Below are 15,015 nucleotides of genomic sequence, written 5' to 3'. Positions count from 1 at the left end.
CGGGGAGGTCCATGCCGGGGTGATGCAGGCGGGGCTCAGGCGGCCGGTGCGATGAAGCGGCGGCAGCGCTCGTGCTCGGTCTGCTCGAAGACCTCCGCCGGACTTCCGGCCACGCCTACCCTGCCCTCATCGAGGAACACGATCTGATCGGAGACTTCTCTGGCGAAGGCCATCTCGTGGGTCACCATCAGCATGGTGCGGCCCTCATCGGCGAGGCTGCGGATGACGCCGAGCACTTCACTGACCCGCTCCGGGTCCAGCGCCGAGGTCGGCTCATCGAAGAGCAGCACGCGCGGCTCCATCGCCAGCGCACGCGCGATCGCGACCCGTTGCTGCTGGCCGCCGGAGAGAAAGGCCGGATAGCTGTCGGCGCGCTCCAGCATGCCGACACGTTCCAGATAGTGCTCCGCGATACGCTTCGCCTCGCGGCGTGACATGCCCTTCACGCGCATCGGCGCCTCGGTGACATTGCCAAGCACGGTCAGGTGCGGCCACAGATTGAACTGCTGGAAGACCATGGTGACCTTGGAGCGCAGGCGCTGGATCTGACGACGGTCGAGCCCGATGAGGCCGCCACGGCTGTCGCGGTCGAAGCGCACATGCTCATCGGCGATCGACAGCTCGCCCCGGTCGGGGCGCTCGAGCAGGTTCATGCAGCGCAGCAAGGTGCTCTTGCCGGAGCCACTGGCGCCGATGATGGTGGTGACGGTGCCTTCCTTCACGCGCAATGACACGTCGTGCAGCACCGCCAGATCACCGTAGTGCTTGACGATGTTGCTGGCTTCGACGACGACCCGATTCGAGGCAGCGCGTGCGGGTCTTGCCTGGGCGTCCGGGCGCGCCTGCGGAGGCTGGGAGATGCCGTCACTGTCTGCATTCTTCGAGCGGGTCATGGGAGATACGTTCGAGGGCGAGATAGTCATGAGCGACTCACAAGTGGGTGGCTGTGGCTGGCGTGAAATGGGCGATCGTGCAGCCGCTAGCGGCGTGACGCACCCTGCTGGTGCGGCGTGATGCTGCCGGGCCTGACGGACGATGCGCGGATGACGCCTGTCTTGCCGCTGCGGGCTGCGCAATCGGCGATCGAGCTGCAATCGAGCGAACGACTATTAATACACTTGTATAGCAAGAGGCGTTCCACATTGCGACTTTCCACGCCAGAGGCATGGCAAGCAGGGTCGTGGTTCACGGATTGCGCGCCCTGGACGCGATGAGGCCTGGGCGCTGCGAGGCTAAGCGCGACGAGGCTTAGGCAATACGAGGCCTGGGCGGGAGCCAGAACGAAAGCCAGAGCAGAGCGCAGAGAACAGAGAGCGGTACACAAAGGCCCCGCTCCGCGACAGGTCACGCTCTGCAAGAGGCCATGGGCGGAAGCCATCCCTCGGCGCCCGCCCACGCCGTCAAGGCGGCAGCAAGGCTAGGTCAGACTCACAGGCTGGCCTTCACGGCGGCCAGGGCATCCTCGCCATCGCGCGTGGTCACGTCGGCGAGAAATTCCGCCAGCCGGTCCGGGTTGGCAGCCAGCCAGTCGTGCGCCACCTCATCGAGGTCACGCTCCTTCAGGCTGTAGTCGAGGATGAAGCCGCTCTGCTCTTCGGAGCTGAAGACCAGCTGATCGAGGAAGCGGGCGAGGTTGGGGTTGGCTTCGGCATAGGCGGTGCGCACGACGGTCTTGACGTCACTGGCGCCATTGTCGGGGCCGAACACCGACTCCGGGTCTGCCAGGATATGGGTGTCGAATTCCGGCACCATCCAGTGCGGTGTCCAGCCGTAGAAGGCGATCCAGCGTTGCTCGCGCTGGGCGGCACGTACCTCGCTGAGCATGCCGGGCGTCGAGGACTCCATCGCATCCCAGTCGTCCAGACCATAGACATCATTGTCGATGGCGCCATTGAGCATGTCGCTGACGGTGGAGCCGCTTTCGATGGAGTAGACGGTCTCGTCGAATTGTTCGGCGTGGGCGGCAAGGTCCGCGGCGCTGTGGATGCCGGCCTCGTAGACATAGCCCGGCACCGCGAAGCCCATGCGGGCGCCGGTGACGTTGTTGCCGAGGTCGGTGATCGCACCGGCGGCCATGGCCGCGTCATAACTGTCCTGCTGGGCAGGCAGCCAGCCAGCGAGGAAGGCGTCGCTGTCGCCGGTGGTCAGGGTGTTGTAGCCGACGGTGGAGCTGACTTCCTGTCGCTCCACGTCGTAACCCAGCGGGGCGAGGATCTGGGCGACGATCTCGCTCTTGACGGTGACGCCGGGCCACGGCGGCACGATCAGCGTCAGCTCGTCATCCTTGTCCTGGGCCGAGGCTGCCAGGCTAGCCGTGCTAAGCAGCAGGGTCGCGAGGGCAAGCAGACCACGGCGGGCGCCGTGCTGCGTCGTAGGTGTCAGAGGGTACGGGGTGGTGGTCATCGTGTCTTTCCTTGTCGGTTCCGGTCGCGCCGGGCCTTGTTGTTGTCGGGGCTGAAAGGCTTCGTATATGGCGGTCGTCGTGCGTGTCCGTCGCTCACGGCGCTGTCGTTGTCGTTGTCGTTGTCGGCGCTTGTGTCTTCTCCGCCCTGCTGCGTCGCTGAATTCGCCGCAAGCGATTGATTCTTTGTAACTTTACCCTCCGGAGGAGCGCGTCTTCAGCGAGCACTGGCCTGCCTGACCTGGCCCTTCTCAAGTTCTGGCTCCGGCACCATATCCGGCAAGCCGCCGAAGGGCGCGCGCGCCATCACGCGCTCCAGCATCGGGATGAAATGCTCCAGCGGCAGGGTGTCGTATTCGGGGTCGAAGCTGGTCTGGTCCCACTCGTCACAGAAGCGCACGGTGCGCTCATAGGCGGGATGCCCGGCATGTGCCTCGCGTGCATGGCGGTCCTGCCCGAAGAATTCGCGGTAGTGATAGCCCTGGAACAGCTCGTGATGACGAATCATCCAGGTGTTCAGCGGGTCGATGAACGGCTCGAGGATACCGGCGGCGATCTCGGCATGATTGGCCGGTGCCAAGTCATCGCCGATGTCATGCAGCAGCGCGCAGACCACCATCTCCTCATCGGCGCCGGCGCGCAGCGCGCGGGTGGCGGTCTGCAGGCAGTGTTCGTAGCGATCGACCGGATAGCCGTGGTGATCGCCCTTGAGGCGCCCCAGATGTTCAAGCACACGCCGGCAGGCATCGGACTGATATTCCCGGAAGCGCGCATCGATCAGCGCCCACTCGGCATGCGTGCTTTCCTCGAAACTGCGGAAGCGGGCCTGCTCGCTCATGCGCTGGCCTCCTCATTGGCGAACTGACCGGCGAGCTGATCGGCCAGCAGCAGGCGGCGGCTGGCGGTGGAGTCGCGGTCCACGTAGCCCTGGCGCATATGGCGGATGCCACCTTCCAGCTGGAAGGCGCTGCGACCATGGAACAGCCGGTAGTTGTCCATGATCAGCATCTGACCCGGTGCCAGCTTGAGGTGCAGCGTGAAGTCATCACCGGAGATCAGGCGATAGAACGCCTGGCGGGCAGCGTAGTAGCGACGCAGGGTCGCGCCGGGCAGCGCCGGCACCCGCTCGGTGCGGTTGGAGAAACGTACTCGGGCGACCTGACCACGGCTATCCAGCTCGATCAGCGGGCCTTCGCTTTCCAGTCGCGTGGTGGCGTCGTGATAACGGAAGCCGGGGCTGACTTCTGTCAGGCAGGCGAAGGCCTCGGGGTCTTCACGGCGCAGGTGCTCCGCCGCGCTGTAGCCATCCACCAGCATACTGTCGCCGCCCTGGGCCGCGTTGCGCAGGCAGTGCAGCCAGATATAGCCCGGAATCGGGTCGCGGTAGGGATTGTCGGTATGCGGCTCCAGCCCGCGCTGGGTCATCGTGAGGTCATAGGCATTGGCGACGGATTTCACGTCGGCGATACCGCCCCAGTTGGTGCGCCGCAGCGGCCCGATACGGTGGATCAGCCCCTGCATGCCGTCCTCCGTGTCCGGCACGCCGCTGACCCGCACGAAACCGAAGCGCTGCAACTGCTCGAGCATCTCCAGCATGGCCGCGTCATCCTCCAGCGCCGCGGCGAAGTCGGCCTCGGGCAGCTGGGCGAGACTCCCCTGCCAGAAAGTCATGCCCTGATAGGCCTCACACGGCTGACACTCCGCCAGCAGGGCCGCCAGCGAGAAGTTCGCCGCATGGCCGTCACTGAAGGCCAGCGACAGCGTGTCGCCATCCAGCTGTGCCTGAGTCAGGCTCAGGTCCAGCGGCAGGTCCGCCGCCTCGATCAGGCGCTGACCGGTGAGGGAATCGAGCGTCGTTTCATCGGGACTCCGCTCGCGCAGCCAGAGCGCCTCGAGGGTCAGATCGCCCTCGGCGTGGCTCAGATGCAGTTGTTGTCCATGGTCTTTCAGGCTGACGGAATGCGGTCTGCTGGGCACTCGATGATCTCCACGGCTGAGGGAGCGGCACTGTTGTCTTACTGGTCAGGTACCTGCTCGCGGATGCTGGTGCGACGCTGAGTCTCCTTCTACCTTAATCACTTCAGCCAGAGCGGATTGATATGATTGGACGTATATTTGATCAAATTGGCCATATGTCAGACCAGCATACGACAACAAGCGGCCGTGGCAATGCCACGGCCGCTTGTGTTGTAAAACGTCTGTCGGGAGATCAGTCGCTCAGGTGCAGCACCTGACCATTGAGGGAGCGCCCGGCGCCACCGGCCAGAAAGCGCGCGCATTCCGCCACGGCGTCCGGTCGGCTGCCCTCGGGGCACAGCAGATTGGCGCGCACCTTGTCCGGCGCGCGTGATGCCAGCCGCTGGATCAACTCACTCAGCGCCGCCTGTGCCATGGCAGTGCCGTGATGCTCCTGAGAGGATCGCTGCGAGGACAGCGACGAGGACGGCTGCGAGGGCAGCGGTGGTGCGACAGCCAGCAGGCGTCCGCCGTGACGCAACATGCGCGCACAGGCCGCCTTGAGCAAGGCGCCGGGGCCGGCGACCTGCGCAACCAGACAGGCTTCCAGCGACTGCCCGGCCATGGCCTGAGGCGGCATGCAGACCAGTACATCGAGGCGCCCGAGACGCGCCACCAGTGTCTCGAAGCAGCCCTCGCCGACCACCTGGCCGAAGCGGTCCGACTGCTCGCCGCCCAGTGCATCCAGCACGCGTTCGAGGTCCGCCGGCGCGGTGCCCATCAGGGCGATGATGGCGCCATCTTCCAGGAAGGTGCGCGCCATGGCCTCCAGCCACTCCCCCTGCCCCGCGATCAATACCCTGCGTCGTGGCAGCATCTCATTCTCCCTGATAGAACTCTCGCCGGGTCACCCCTGCGGACCTCACGCCGTATAGCGCTGCTCAGCTCTCTGCTCAGCTCTCTGCTTACCCAGACATCACCTCCCTGTGATGCCCCGAGCGGCGTGTGTCAGGGCATCAGCCCCGGCAGCCACAGCACCAGCGCCGGGAACAGCATGCACAGGATCAGACCCGCCAGCTGCAGGCCGACGAAGGGCAGAATCGAGCGATAGATGGTGCCGATGGACACCTGCCCGGCGGTGATGCCCTTGAGGTAGAACAGCGCATAGCCGAAGGGTGGCGTCAGGAAACTCGTCTGCAGGTTGATGGCGACCAGAATCGCGAACCACACCAGCAGCCCCTGGCCGGAAAGCCCGAGCCCGAAGTCCAGCGCCTCGACCACCGGCGCCACCAGCGGCAGCACCACGAAGCTGATCTCGATCCACTCGAGGAAGAAGCCGAGCACGAAGATCAGCCCCATCAGCAGCAACAGCAGGCCGTAAGGGCCAAGGCCGGTGCCGGTGATGACATCCTCGATCAGGTAGTCACCGCCGAGGCGCTTGAAGACCACCGAGAAGCAGGTCGCGCCGATGACGACGAACAGGATCATCGCGCTGGTCCGCGAGGTATCGCGCAGCGTGTTGCGCAGGGTGGAGAAGGACAGCCCGCCCATCACCAGCGCCAGCAGCAGACTGCCACCCGCGCCGATGGCCGCGGCCTCGGTGGGCGTGGCGATACCGGTCATGATCGACCCCAGCACCGCGACGATCAGCACCATCGGGCCGAGCAGGTCACGCAGCAGTGCCAGCGGCAGCGGCGTCTTGTCGGTGCCGAGCAGCGACTGGTCCGGCAGCGGTGCCCAGTCCGGGCGCAGCTTGGCGGTGATCAGCAGATAGGCGACGTAGAGCGCGCCGAGCATCAGCCCCGGAATCAGCGCCGCCTTGAACAGCGCCCCCACCGAGATCTGCAGGATGGAGCCCATCAGCACCAGCATGATCGAGGGCGGAATCAGGATGCCCAGGGTGCCGGAGGCCGCGATGACCCCACAGGCCATCTCGGCCTTGTAGCCCTGCCCCAGCATCACCGGCAGCGCCAGCAGGCCCAGCATGACCACCGAGGCACCGATGATGCCGGTACTGGCGGCCATCACCACGCCGAGCAATGCCACCGAGACGGCCAGACCGCCATGCACGCGACCGAACAGCCGCTGCAGTGTCATCAGCAGATTGCGCGCCACGCCGGAGCTTTCCAGCATCAGCCCCATGAACACGAACAGCGGAATCGCGATCAGCAGCCAGTTCTCGATCACGCCGCCGAAGATGCGCGAGCCGACGGTGCCGAGAAACGGCAGCGGGATGTCGCCGATGAAGGCGAACAGGATGCCCAGCCCGCCGAGCAGAAAGGCCACCGGGTAGCCGGAGAAGATACCGATCAGAAGTGCCACCACCATGGTGATGGGCAAGGCGTATTCAGCGAGCATTGTCATGGCTCCCGTCTGCATGATTCTGGGGTGCCGTGGCGTCGGTGGTCGCTTGCGCAGCATTCTGCTGATCCGCAAGGCCGGCCAGACTGGCAATCTCGTGGTCTTTCAGGCGCTCGGGGGTGCGCGCCGGGTCAAACAGGCAGGCCAGATTCTCGAAGATCTGCCCCAGCGCGCCGAGGGCGAGGAACACCAGCCCCGTCGGCAGCATCGCCTTGATCAGGTAACGGTCCACCAGGCCGCCATAGTTGGACTTCTCGCCGGACATGTAGGACATGGTGACGAAGTGCTTGGACAGCCAGGCGATCAGCAGGCAGAAGGGAATCAGCATGATGATGTGGCCGAGGATATCGACCACGGCGCGTCCGCGCGGCGAGAGGCGCTGATAGAACAGGTCGACCCGCACATGCGTATCGCTGTGCAGGGCGTAGGTGCCACCGAAGAGCGTCAGCAGACCGAACAGGTGCCACTGCAACTCGGTGACGGAATTGATGGTGATCGCGGTGCCGAACAGCAGCACGTCGGGCGACCCCCAGTTGGCGATTTCATTGATGCCCAGGGCGTTGAGCGTGACGGTGGTGAGCACGGCCAGGATGATCGCCAGACCCAACCAGCTGGTCAGGCGACCCACCCACAGCCCCAGGCCGACCAGCGGTCGGCCCAGGGCGTCACACACCGCCCCGCCCTGTGCCCGCCAGGGCGCAAGGCGGGGGTCGGTCATTGGGCGCTACCCTCGTCAGCGTTGTCTGCCTGCTTCATGGCCATCGGTTGCGGCATGGCCTGCAGCTCGTACCATTCGTCGATCAGTGCGGCGTGCTTCATCAGCGAATCGTAGGCCTTGGCGAAGTCAGGATTGGTCTGCTTCTCTTCGGCCAGCACTTCACCCCAGGCTTCCTGCAGCGCGGTCATCACCGGCTCCGGGAAGCGCTTGACCTCGACACCCTTCTCCTCGAGCTCGTGGATAGCACGCACCTGAGCCGGCGGCGCTTCGGCCATCGCCCACTGCAGGGTCGCGCGGCAGGCAGTCTGGAACTGCGCCTTGCGCTCATCGCTGTAGCTGTCCCACACCTGCTGGTTGATCAGCAGCGAGAACCAGCTGGCGCTCTGGTGCCAACCCGGGAAGTAGTAGTACTTGGCGACTTCATTGAAGCCCATCGCCTGATCGACCTGCGGCACCGAGAACTCGGTGGCATCGACACGGCCACGCTCCAGCGCGAGGTAGATCTCGCTGCCCGGCACCAGCTGGGTGGAGGCGCCCAGCTTGTTGAGCACCTTGGCGCCAAGGCCGGAGATGCGCATCGACAGGCCCTTGAAGTCCTCCGGCGAGTTGATTTCCTTGTTGTACCAGCCGCCGGTTTCCTGCGGCGAGATGAAGCACGGCAGCACCTTCACGCCGTAGGGGTCGTAGGCGGCCTGCACAAGCTCGGTACCCTCACCGGCCCACATCCAGGACATGAAGGCTTCCGGGCTCGGGCCGAACGGCAATGCGCCGTAGAGGTTGGTGATCGGCACCGTGCCGGCCCAGTAGCCCATCCAGTCCCAACCAGCCTGCACCGCACCGGAGGAGACGGAGTTGAAGACTTCGAAGGCCGGTACCAGGTCGCCCGGCTCGTGCACGCGCAGGCCGACTTCGCCGCCGGTCGCGCTCTTGAGTTCCTCTGACAGGCGCACGGCACCGGCACCGAGGAAGTTCTTGGTCGAGAAGGTACTGGCGACGTCGAGCTGTTTCGGCCCTTCCGCCTGGGCTGGCGCGGCGGCCATCAAGGTGGTGGTGGCCACGGCCGCCGCAATGGCAGCTCCGAGGCGCAGGCGGCGGGTCGGCGTCGATTGATACGGCGTGGCGTGTTGCGACATGGTGCGGCTCCCTGATTTGTTGTTGTGCTCGCTGGTCGTACGGCTTGTGGCTTGCTGGACATGAGCCACGTTGCAAGATGACGCTTACGTCAACTTACCCGATGACAACGCAAGCGGCTGACCACGCCACAACAACGTCAATGATTTCAGAGAGCTACGAGGGGAAGGCTCGCGCGAGGCGACTCACCGCGCCCTGCGCGGCAGTATCGGCTCACGACAGCGTCCGGAAAGCCGGACACTCCGGTCACCGAGGCTGCGACCAAGGTCGCGCGCTGACCTGAATTCTGTCTACGACTCCAGTCGAATATGCCGATAGAGGAATGCAGACCCCATGCGGGTATGCAGGCCGTGGGCTGGCGAGAAACGCAAAGCGTCCGGAATTCCGGTCACTGACCGATATTCCGGACGCTTTGGCCACTCGCTGGTGGCGGGAAGGTGAAATGCCGGTCAATCAGGACGTTTCGGCCAACAGCCCATGCCGGTTGAGCTTCTCGTAGAGCGAGGACTTGGCGATGCCGAGCTGACGGGCGGCGCGGGTGCGATTGCCCTCGGCGGCGCGCAGCGCATCCTCGATCAACTGGCGCTCCGCCTGGGCCATCGCCTCACGCAGCGTGGTCGGCGTGGTGTGCAACTCCCGGGCGGTTGTGGACGACTCGGACGCTGAAGCGGGTGTGGACAAGTCGATTTGACGGGTAGCGGTGTGCCGGGCATCGCCATGCCGCGCATCGCCATGCCGGGCGCCAATGGCATCCGGCAGATCGGTCGGTTGGATATGGCTGCCGCCCAGATAGAAGGCGGCTTCGAGCACGTTTTCCAGCTCGCGCACGTTGCCGGGCCAATGGTGGGCGCACAGGCGCTCGAGGGCGGCTTCGGAGAGAATCGGCGGGCGGCGACCACTGCGTCGCGCCAGGCGTGACAGCAGGTGCGTGGCCAGGGTCGGCAGGTCGTCGCGGCGCTCGCGCAGCGGCGGCACCTTCAAGGGCACCACGTTTATGCGGTAGAAGAGGTCTTCGCGGAATTCGCCGCTCTCGACCAGCGCTTCCAGCGGCCGGTGAGTCGCGGCGATGACACGCACATCGACACTGACCAGACGGGTCGCGCCGACCGCCTCGACCTCGCGGTCCTGCAGCACGCGCAGCAGCTTGGCCTGCATCGCCAGCGGCATGTCGCCGACCTCATCGAGAAACAGCGTGCCGCCATCCGCGAGCTGGAACTTGCCGGGCTTGCCGCCACGCTTGGCGCCGGTGAAGGCGCCTTCTTCATAGCCGAACAGCTCCGCTTCCAGCAGCGCTTCGGGTATCGCCGCGCAGTTGAGCTTGATGAAGGGGCCCTTGGCGCGCGCCGAGCTGCGATGCAGCGCATGGGCATACAGCTCCTTGCCGGTGCCGGACTCGCCACGGATCAATACCGAGGCGCCGCCGGGGGCGATCTTGCGCACCTTGCAGGCAAGTTCCCGCATGGCGGGCGAATCGCCGATGATGTCACTCAGCTGCCAGCGCGCGCCGGTGGGGGTTTCCAGCGCCTGACGGTAATAATCCACTTCCGCTTCCAGCGCCTGAACCTGGGCATTCACCTGCCGCCATTCCCAGGTGTCGTGATAAAGCACCGAGCCGATGGCACCGATCAGCTCGCCATCGCGGAAGATGGGGTAACGATGGGCAATCATGTGGTGGCCACGAATCAACTGCAGCTGGGCCAGCTCCGCGCGTCCGCTCTCCAGCACCTCGTGCATGCGAGTGTTCTCGATCACCTCGCTGACATCGCGCCCCAGCACCTCGCTGGCCTCGACGCCGAGAAACTCGGCATAGGGCGCATTCAGAAACTGGATACCGCCCTGGGCATCCACCACCACGACCCACTCCTCCACCGCATCCATCGCGGCACGCAGCAACTCGCGGCGCGCCCGCTCCAGATGAATCGAGGTGGCAGGTAGATCATCACGCAGCGGGGCAGCCTTCTCCTCCCCGACCACCGCACCTGACACAGGCATCTGCTGAGCCATCACCGCTCTCCCTTGGCGTGTCCGGTCATCGTGGGCAGCCGTATCCCTCTGCCACCACACCCTCCGGATCTGATTGTTGTGCGCCGCGCCATCACGCAGCCAGTGTCCGGAAAACCGGACGCCACCCACAGCATCGGCCTACCGATGCCAAGGATCAACGTAGCCAGTGGTCGTAGATGAAAACAAAAACTGATAATAATTTATGTTATACAATCACTAAGAGACATTAATGATAAAAGGATCTACATAATGGATAATCTAGTATTTGGAAATGGACTCAATACTATCCATAATGCTTGCGTAGGTAACAACGGGATGCCTGGCATCATGCATTTTGCACGAGGCTATTCTACTTCGGCCAACGCACTAATAGAACTATACCTATCAGATGATAGTGGAAAATATCATCAAGACGAAATGATATATCCAATTTGCTTTAACATGAGACACTCTATCGAACTTAGAATAAAAAACGAGCTATTACTTCTTCAACAGCTATCTAGTCTCAAAAATCAAGAGTCATCATTAGAGAATATAATGGGCCATGATATAAATGAAATATGGGAAACTTTTAAAACAAAATCAGCGTCTATAGATAAAAGATATTATGAGCTCATCACTCTTCTTGACCAATATATTAAAGACATAGGGAAGATTGACGCTAAAGGTCAAACATTTCGATATCCTGAAAGCAATAACAAGATAAGACATTTGACTGAAGTCAGGATAATAAATATTGAAAGACTTAATCACGTATTCACTTACATAGAAGAAAGAATGGAAGAACTCAACATGCTTAGTGAAAACCTTATAGAAGAATACAGCAAAGGATCTTTTACGCAAAAACTATCTAGGCAAGACATAATGCATATCTCTGAGTGTTTACTTTCAAGAGATCAATGGAAAGAAGATGTTTTTACGCTACAAAAAGAAAAATTAAGGGCAGAATATTCGCTAAGTAACCGAGAATTTATTCAGTGTATAAACATTATACGAGAGCATTATGAGTTTTCATTAAATATAAATATGGATCTTGATTTACTAGGGGTGACTGAAGAATCACTTGATGCATATTATTCATCTTGGCAAGAAATCAACATGGATTATGGCAATACGCCGAAACAAAGCAAAGAAATGATTAAAATCTACATGCCGAGTCTCGATGATCTAATAAAATACGATAAATTAAAGACAAAAGCATGGAGTGATAATCAGCATCTCGTTACCGTTGAGTACGTTTCAGGCTTACGAGCACTTTATGATTTTGGATATAACCTCAAGTATAGCGAAGACTACATAAGAAAATACAAATCAAATGTCAAAGAATTAAACGCGAGACAAAAAACAGAAAAGGGCGTATTAAAAGAAGAGTTTTTGGATATACTCACAAAAATCAACGGGTTACACAATATAAGAAAATCCATTAATTTCCTAAAGCCCTATTAAAAATTTTACAAGTGCTTCTCCTCTTCAGAAGAAGCACTTTTTAGAGAATAAGCTAATCGTTATTAATGCGCTTCTTCCCAGTTGTCGCCTTGCTCGACTTCGACGAGCAGCGGGACATCGAGGGAGGCGGCATTCTGCATGCGCTGCGCGACGTCTTTCATGAAGGCGTCGACCTGCGCTTCGGCGACTTCGAAGACGAGTTCATCGTGTACCTGCATGACCATCATGGCGTCGTATCTGTCGACACCGTCGCTGCCCGCCAGCCAGGCATCCACGTCGATCATGGCGCGCTTGATGATGTCGGCGGCGCTGCCTTGCATCGGGGCGTTGATGGCGGTGCGTTCGGCAGCGCTGCGACGCGCGTGATTGCGTGAGCCGATTTCCGGCAGGTAGAGGCGACGGCCGAAGATGGTCTCGACGTAGCCCTGCTCGGCGGCGAGCTGACGCGTGTCTTCCATGTAGGTGGCGACACCCGGATAACGCTCGAAGTAGCGCTCGATGTAGGTCTTGGCCTGGCCGGGTTCGATATCCAGCTGGCGCGAGAGGCCCCAGGCGGACATGCCGTAGATCAGCCCGAAGTTGATGGCCTTGGCACTGCGGCGCTGGTCACTGGTGACACGCGCTTCCTCGGTGCCGAAGACTTCAGCGGCGGTGGCGGCGTGCACGTCGCGGTTATCGGCGAAGGCCGAAAGCAGACCCTTGTCACCGGAGAGGTGCGCCATGATGCGCAGCTCGATCTGCGAGTAATCCGCCGCGACGATACGATAGCCGGGGCGCGCGATGAAGGCCTGACGGATACGACGCCCCTCGTCACTGCGTACCGGGATGTTCTGCAGGTTCGGATCAGACGACGACAGACGCCCCGTGGCGGTGACGGCCTGATGGTAGCTGGTGTGCAGGCGACGCGTGGTCGGGTTGACCAGCTGCGGCAGCTTGTCGGTGTAGGTGCTCTTGAGCTTGGTCATGCCGCGATGGCGCATGATCAGCTTGGGCAGCGGGTAGTCCAGCGCCAGCTCCTCAAGCACCGCTTCGGCGGTGGACGGCGCGCCCTTGGGCGTCTTCTTCTTGACCGGCAGCTTCTGCTCCTCGAAGAGGATCTCGCCCAGCTGCTTGGGCGAAGAGAGGTTGAATTCGCGGCCCGCAAGCTCGAAGGCCTGCTTCTCGATGTCGTGGATCTGCTCGGTCAGCTCGCGGGTCTGGACGTGCAGGCGCTCGGGGTCGATCGCGACGCCGTTGCGCTCGATGCGTGCCAACACCGGAATCAGCGGATATTCGAACTGACGCAGCACTTCATCCAGACGTCCCAGCTTCTCGATGCGCGGCATCAGCAGCGCGGCGAGGCGCAGGGTGATGTCGACATCCTCGCAGGCATACGGCATCGCCTCTTCCAGCGCGATCTGATCAAACGTCAGCTGCTTGGCGCCCTTGCCGGCGATGTCGGTGAAGCTGATGGTGCTCTCGCCCAGATACTTGAGCGCCAGCGAGTCCATGTCGTGACGGGTCGCGGTGGAATTGAGCACGTAGGACATCAGCATGGTGTCGGCCAGCGGGCCGGCCACCGCGATGTCATAGCGCGCCAGCACCTCGATGTCGTACTTGAGGTTCTGGCCGATCTTGGTGATGGCGGTATCGGCGAGAATCGGCGTCAGCGCTTCCAGCACGGCCTGGCGCTGCAGCTGCGCGGGGGCATCCAGATAGCTGTGAGCGACGGGAATGTAGACGGCCTCGCCGACTTCCAGCGCCATGCCGATACCGACGATCTCGGCTTCCATGTAGTTGAGGCTGGTGGTCTCGAGATCGAAGCACAGCGAGTTGGCGTTGCGCACGCGCTCGAGCCACGCATCCAGCTCGGCCTGCTCGGTGATGGCGCGGTAGTTGCGCTCCTCACGCGGCGGCAGCGCATCGGGCATCTCATCGCCCTCTTCCGCCGCTTCCAGATCAGGCGTTGGCGCAGCGGCGGTCTTGCCCTTGCCTGAGGCCTTTTCAGCGACCGGCGCGATGCTGTCACCGAACAGGTCACTGCCGGCGACTCCGCTGTCCTTCTCATCGGCATGCGGCGTGGCCGCCATGTCACCGCCTTCCAGCAGCTCCTTCAGCCAGGCGCGGAATTCCATCTCCTTGTAGAGCTCGACCAGCGCGGCGGTGTCCGGCGCGGCGATCGCGAGGTCATCCAGGCCATATTCCAGCTCGCAGTCCAGCTTGATGGTGGCGAGACGGTAGGAGAGATAGGCATCTTCGCGATGCGCTTCCATCTTCTTGGCCAGGGTCTTGGCGCCACGGAAGCTGAGCGTCTTGATGCGATCGAGATCGCCGTAGATGGTGTCGAGGCCGCCTTCCATGCCTTGCAGCAGGCCCAGCGCGGTCTTCTCGCCCACGCCCGGCACGCCGGGAATGTTGTCGACCTTGTCGCCCATCAGCGCGAGGAAATCGATGATCAGGTTCGGCGGAATGCCGAACTTCTCGGTGACGCCGTCCACGTCCAGCGTCTCGTTCTTCATGGTGTTGACCAGGGTGATGTGCTCGTTCACCAGCTGGGCCATGTCCTTGTCGCCGGTGGAGATGACGGCGTCACGCCCGGCCTCGGTCGCCATGCGCGCCAGGGTGCCGATGACGTCATCGGCCTCGACGCCTTCCACGCACAGCAGGGGCAGGCCAAGGGCACGCACGCAGGCATGCAGCGGCTCGACCTGCAGGCGCAGGTCATCCGGCATCGGCGGGCGCTGGGCCTTGTACTCCGGGTACATGTCGTCGCGGAAGGTCTTGCCCTTGGCATCGAAGACCACCGCCATGGGGCTGTCCGGGTACTGGCGAATCAGGCTCTTGAGCATGTTGATCACGCCCTTCACCGCGCCGGTGGGCAGGCCCTTGGAGGTGGTCAGCGGCGGCAGAGCATGAAAGGCACGATAGAGATAGGAAGATCCATCGACGAGAACGATCGGCGTGGCGGCCATGAGCAGTCGCATCCGTAGGCTGAAGGGTGAGCTTGGGGCAAGCAGAG

The 15,015-nt window shown here is 62.2% G+C and carries 11 protein-coding genes; 1 reads left to right on the top strand and 10 read right to left on the bottom strand.

From position 1 onward, the window contains the following. Positions 1 to 35 precede the first annotated feature (35 nt). The 9 genes from H2O77_RS01130 to H2O77_RS01090 all read right to left on the bottom strand — a co-directional run bounded on the left by H2O77_RS01130 (position 36) and on the right by H2O77_RS01090 (position 10,571). Positions 36 to 893: an amino acid ABC transporter ATP-binding protein gene (locus H2O77_RS01130; RefSeq protein WP_215823719.1), complete on the bottom strand. Its 858-nt coding sequence runs from the start codon at positions 891 to 893 to the stop codon at positions 36 to 38. A 535-nt stretch (positions 894 to 1,428) separates the two neighbouring features. Continuing rightward, positions 1,429 to 2,403: an ABC transporter substrate-binding protein gene (locus H2O77_RS01125; RefSeq protein ID WP_215823718.1), complete on the bottom strand. Its 975-nt coding sequence runs from the start codon at positions 2,401 to 2,403 to the stop codon at positions 1,429 to 1,431. 215 nt (positions 2,404 to 2,618) lie between these two features. After that, positions 2,619 to 3,239: an HD domain-containing protein gene (locus tag H2O77_RS01120; protein ID WP_215823717.1), complete on the bottom strand. Its 621-nt coding sequence runs from the start codon at positions 3,237 to 3,239 to the stop codon at positions 2,619 to 2,621. After that, entirely contained in the window at positions 3,236 to 4,351 is a 1,116-nt protein-coding gene (locus H2O77_RS01115) for a TauD/TfdA family dioxygenase (protein ID WP_215824438.1), read from the bottom strand. The genes H2O77_RS01120 and H2O77_RS01115 overlap by 4 nt, the downstream gene beginning before the upstream one ends. Before the next feature lie 259 nt (positions 4,352 to 4,610). Next, positions 4,611 to 5,234: a hypothetical protein gene (locus tag H2O77_RS01110; RefSeq protein WP_215823716.1), complete on the bottom strand. Its 624-nt coding sequence runs from the start codon at positions 5,232 to 5,234 to the stop codon at positions 4,611 to 4,613. A gap of 131 nt (positions 5,235 to 5,365) precedes the next feature. Next, the gene (locus H2O77_RS01105) at positions 5,366 to 6,715 is read right to left on the bottom strand and encodes a TRAP transporter large permease subunit (protein ID WP_054555227.1); all 1,350 of its coding nucleotides are present in this window, start codon (positions 6,713 to 6,715) and stop codon (positions 5,366 to 5,368) included. Then, a complete protein-coding gene (locus H2O77_RS01100; RefSeq protein ID WP_082388172.1) occupies positions 6,705 to 7,436 on the bottom strand; it encodes a TRAP transporter small permease subunit in 732 nt (243 codons plus the stop codon). Before H2O77_RS01100 ends, H2O77_RS01105 begins: the two co-directional genes overlap by 11 nt. After that, the gene (locus H2O77_RS01095; protein WP_225996532.1) at positions 7,433 to 8,569 is read right to left on the bottom strand and encodes a TRAP transporter substrate-binding protein; all 1,137 of its coding nucleotides are present in this window, start codon (positions 8,567 to 8,569) and stop codon (positions 7,433 to 7,435) included. The genes H2O77_RS01100 and H2O77_RS01095 overlap by 4 nt, the downstream gene beginning before the upstream one ends. 451 nt (positions 8,570 to 9,020) lie before the next feature. Then, positions 9,021 to 10,571 carry a sigma 54-interacting transcriptional regulator gene (locus H2O77_RS01090; protein WP_240548665.1) on the bottom strand — a complete coding sequence of 517 codons (1,551 nt, stop codon included), beginning with the start codon at positions 10,569 to 10,571 and terminating at the stop codon, positions 9,021 to 9,023. Between the two features lie 249 nt (positions 10,572 to 10,820). On the opposite strand from H2O77_RS01090, the gene H2O77_RS01085 reads away from it, so the two are divergent. Then, positions 10,821 to 12,017: a hypothetical protein gene (locus tag H2O77_RS01085; RefSeq protein WP_153635079.1), complete on the top strand. Its 1,197-nt coding sequence runs from the start codon at positions 10,821 to 10,823 to the stop codon at positions 12,015 to 12,017. Positions 12,018 to 12,079: 62 nt separating this feature from the next. On the opposite strand, the gene polA is transcribed toward H2O77_RS01085, so the two are convergent. Then, positions 12,080 to 14,968 carry a DNA polymerase I gene (polA, locus tag H2O77_RS01080; protein WP_043333247.1) on the bottom strand — a complete coding sequence of 963 codons (2,889 nt, stop codon included), beginning with the start codon at positions 14,966 to 14,968 and terminating at the stop codon, positions 12,080 to 12,082. Between the last annotated feature and the right edge of the window lie 47 nt (positions 14,969 to 15,015).

The sequence above is a fragment of the Cobetia sp. 4B genome (genome assembly GCF_018831605.1).
GTDB classification, from domain to species: Bacteria; Pseudomonadota; Gammaproteobacteria; order Pseudomonadales; family Halomonadaceae; genus Cobetia; species Cobetia amphilecti.
Note: the sequence above shows the minus strand (reverse complement) of the source record. Positions and strands in the feature narration are given on the sequence as shown.

Coding starts and splice junctions, on each gene's coding strand:
- H2O77_RS01085 (WP_153635079.1), top strand. CDS start 10,821: ATGGATAATCTAGTATTTGGAAATGGACTCAATACTATCCATAATGCT.
- H2O77_RS01100 (WP_082388172.1), bottom strand. CDS start 7,436: ATGACCGACCCCCGCCTTGCGCCCTGGCGGGCACAGGGCGGGGCGGTG.
- H2O77_RS01110 (WP_215823716.1), bottom strand. CDS start 5,234: ATGCTGCCACGACGCAGGGTATTGATCGCGGGGCAGGGGGAGTGGCTG.
- polA (WP_043333247.1), bottom strand. CDS start 14,968: ATGGCCGCCACGCCGATCGTTCTCGTCGATGGATCTTCCTATCTCTAT.
- H2O77_RS01090 (WP_240548665.1), bottom strand. CDS start 10,571: ATGGCTCAGCAGATGCCTGTGTCAGGTGCGGTGGTCGGGGAGGAGAAG.
- H2O77_RS01105 (WP_054555227.1), bottom strand. CDS start 6,715: ATGCTCGCTGAATACGCCTTGCCCATCACCATGGTGGTGGCACTTCTG.
- H2O77_RS01125 (WP_215823718.1), bottom strand. CDS start 2,403: ATGACCACCACCCCGTACCCTCTGACACCTACGACGCAGCACGGCGCC.
- H2O77_RS01120 (WP_215823717.1), bottom strand. CDS start 3,239: ATGAGCGAGCAGGCCCGCTTCCGCAGTTTCGAGGAAAGCACGCATGCC.
- H2O77_RS01095 (WP_225996532.1), bottom strand. CDS start 8,569: ATGTCGCAACACGCCACGCCGTATCAATCGACGCCGACCCGCCGCCTG.
- H2O77_RS01130 (WP_215823719.1), bottom strand. CDS start 893: ATGACCCGCTCGAAGAATGCAGACAGTGACGGCATCTCCCAGCCTCCG.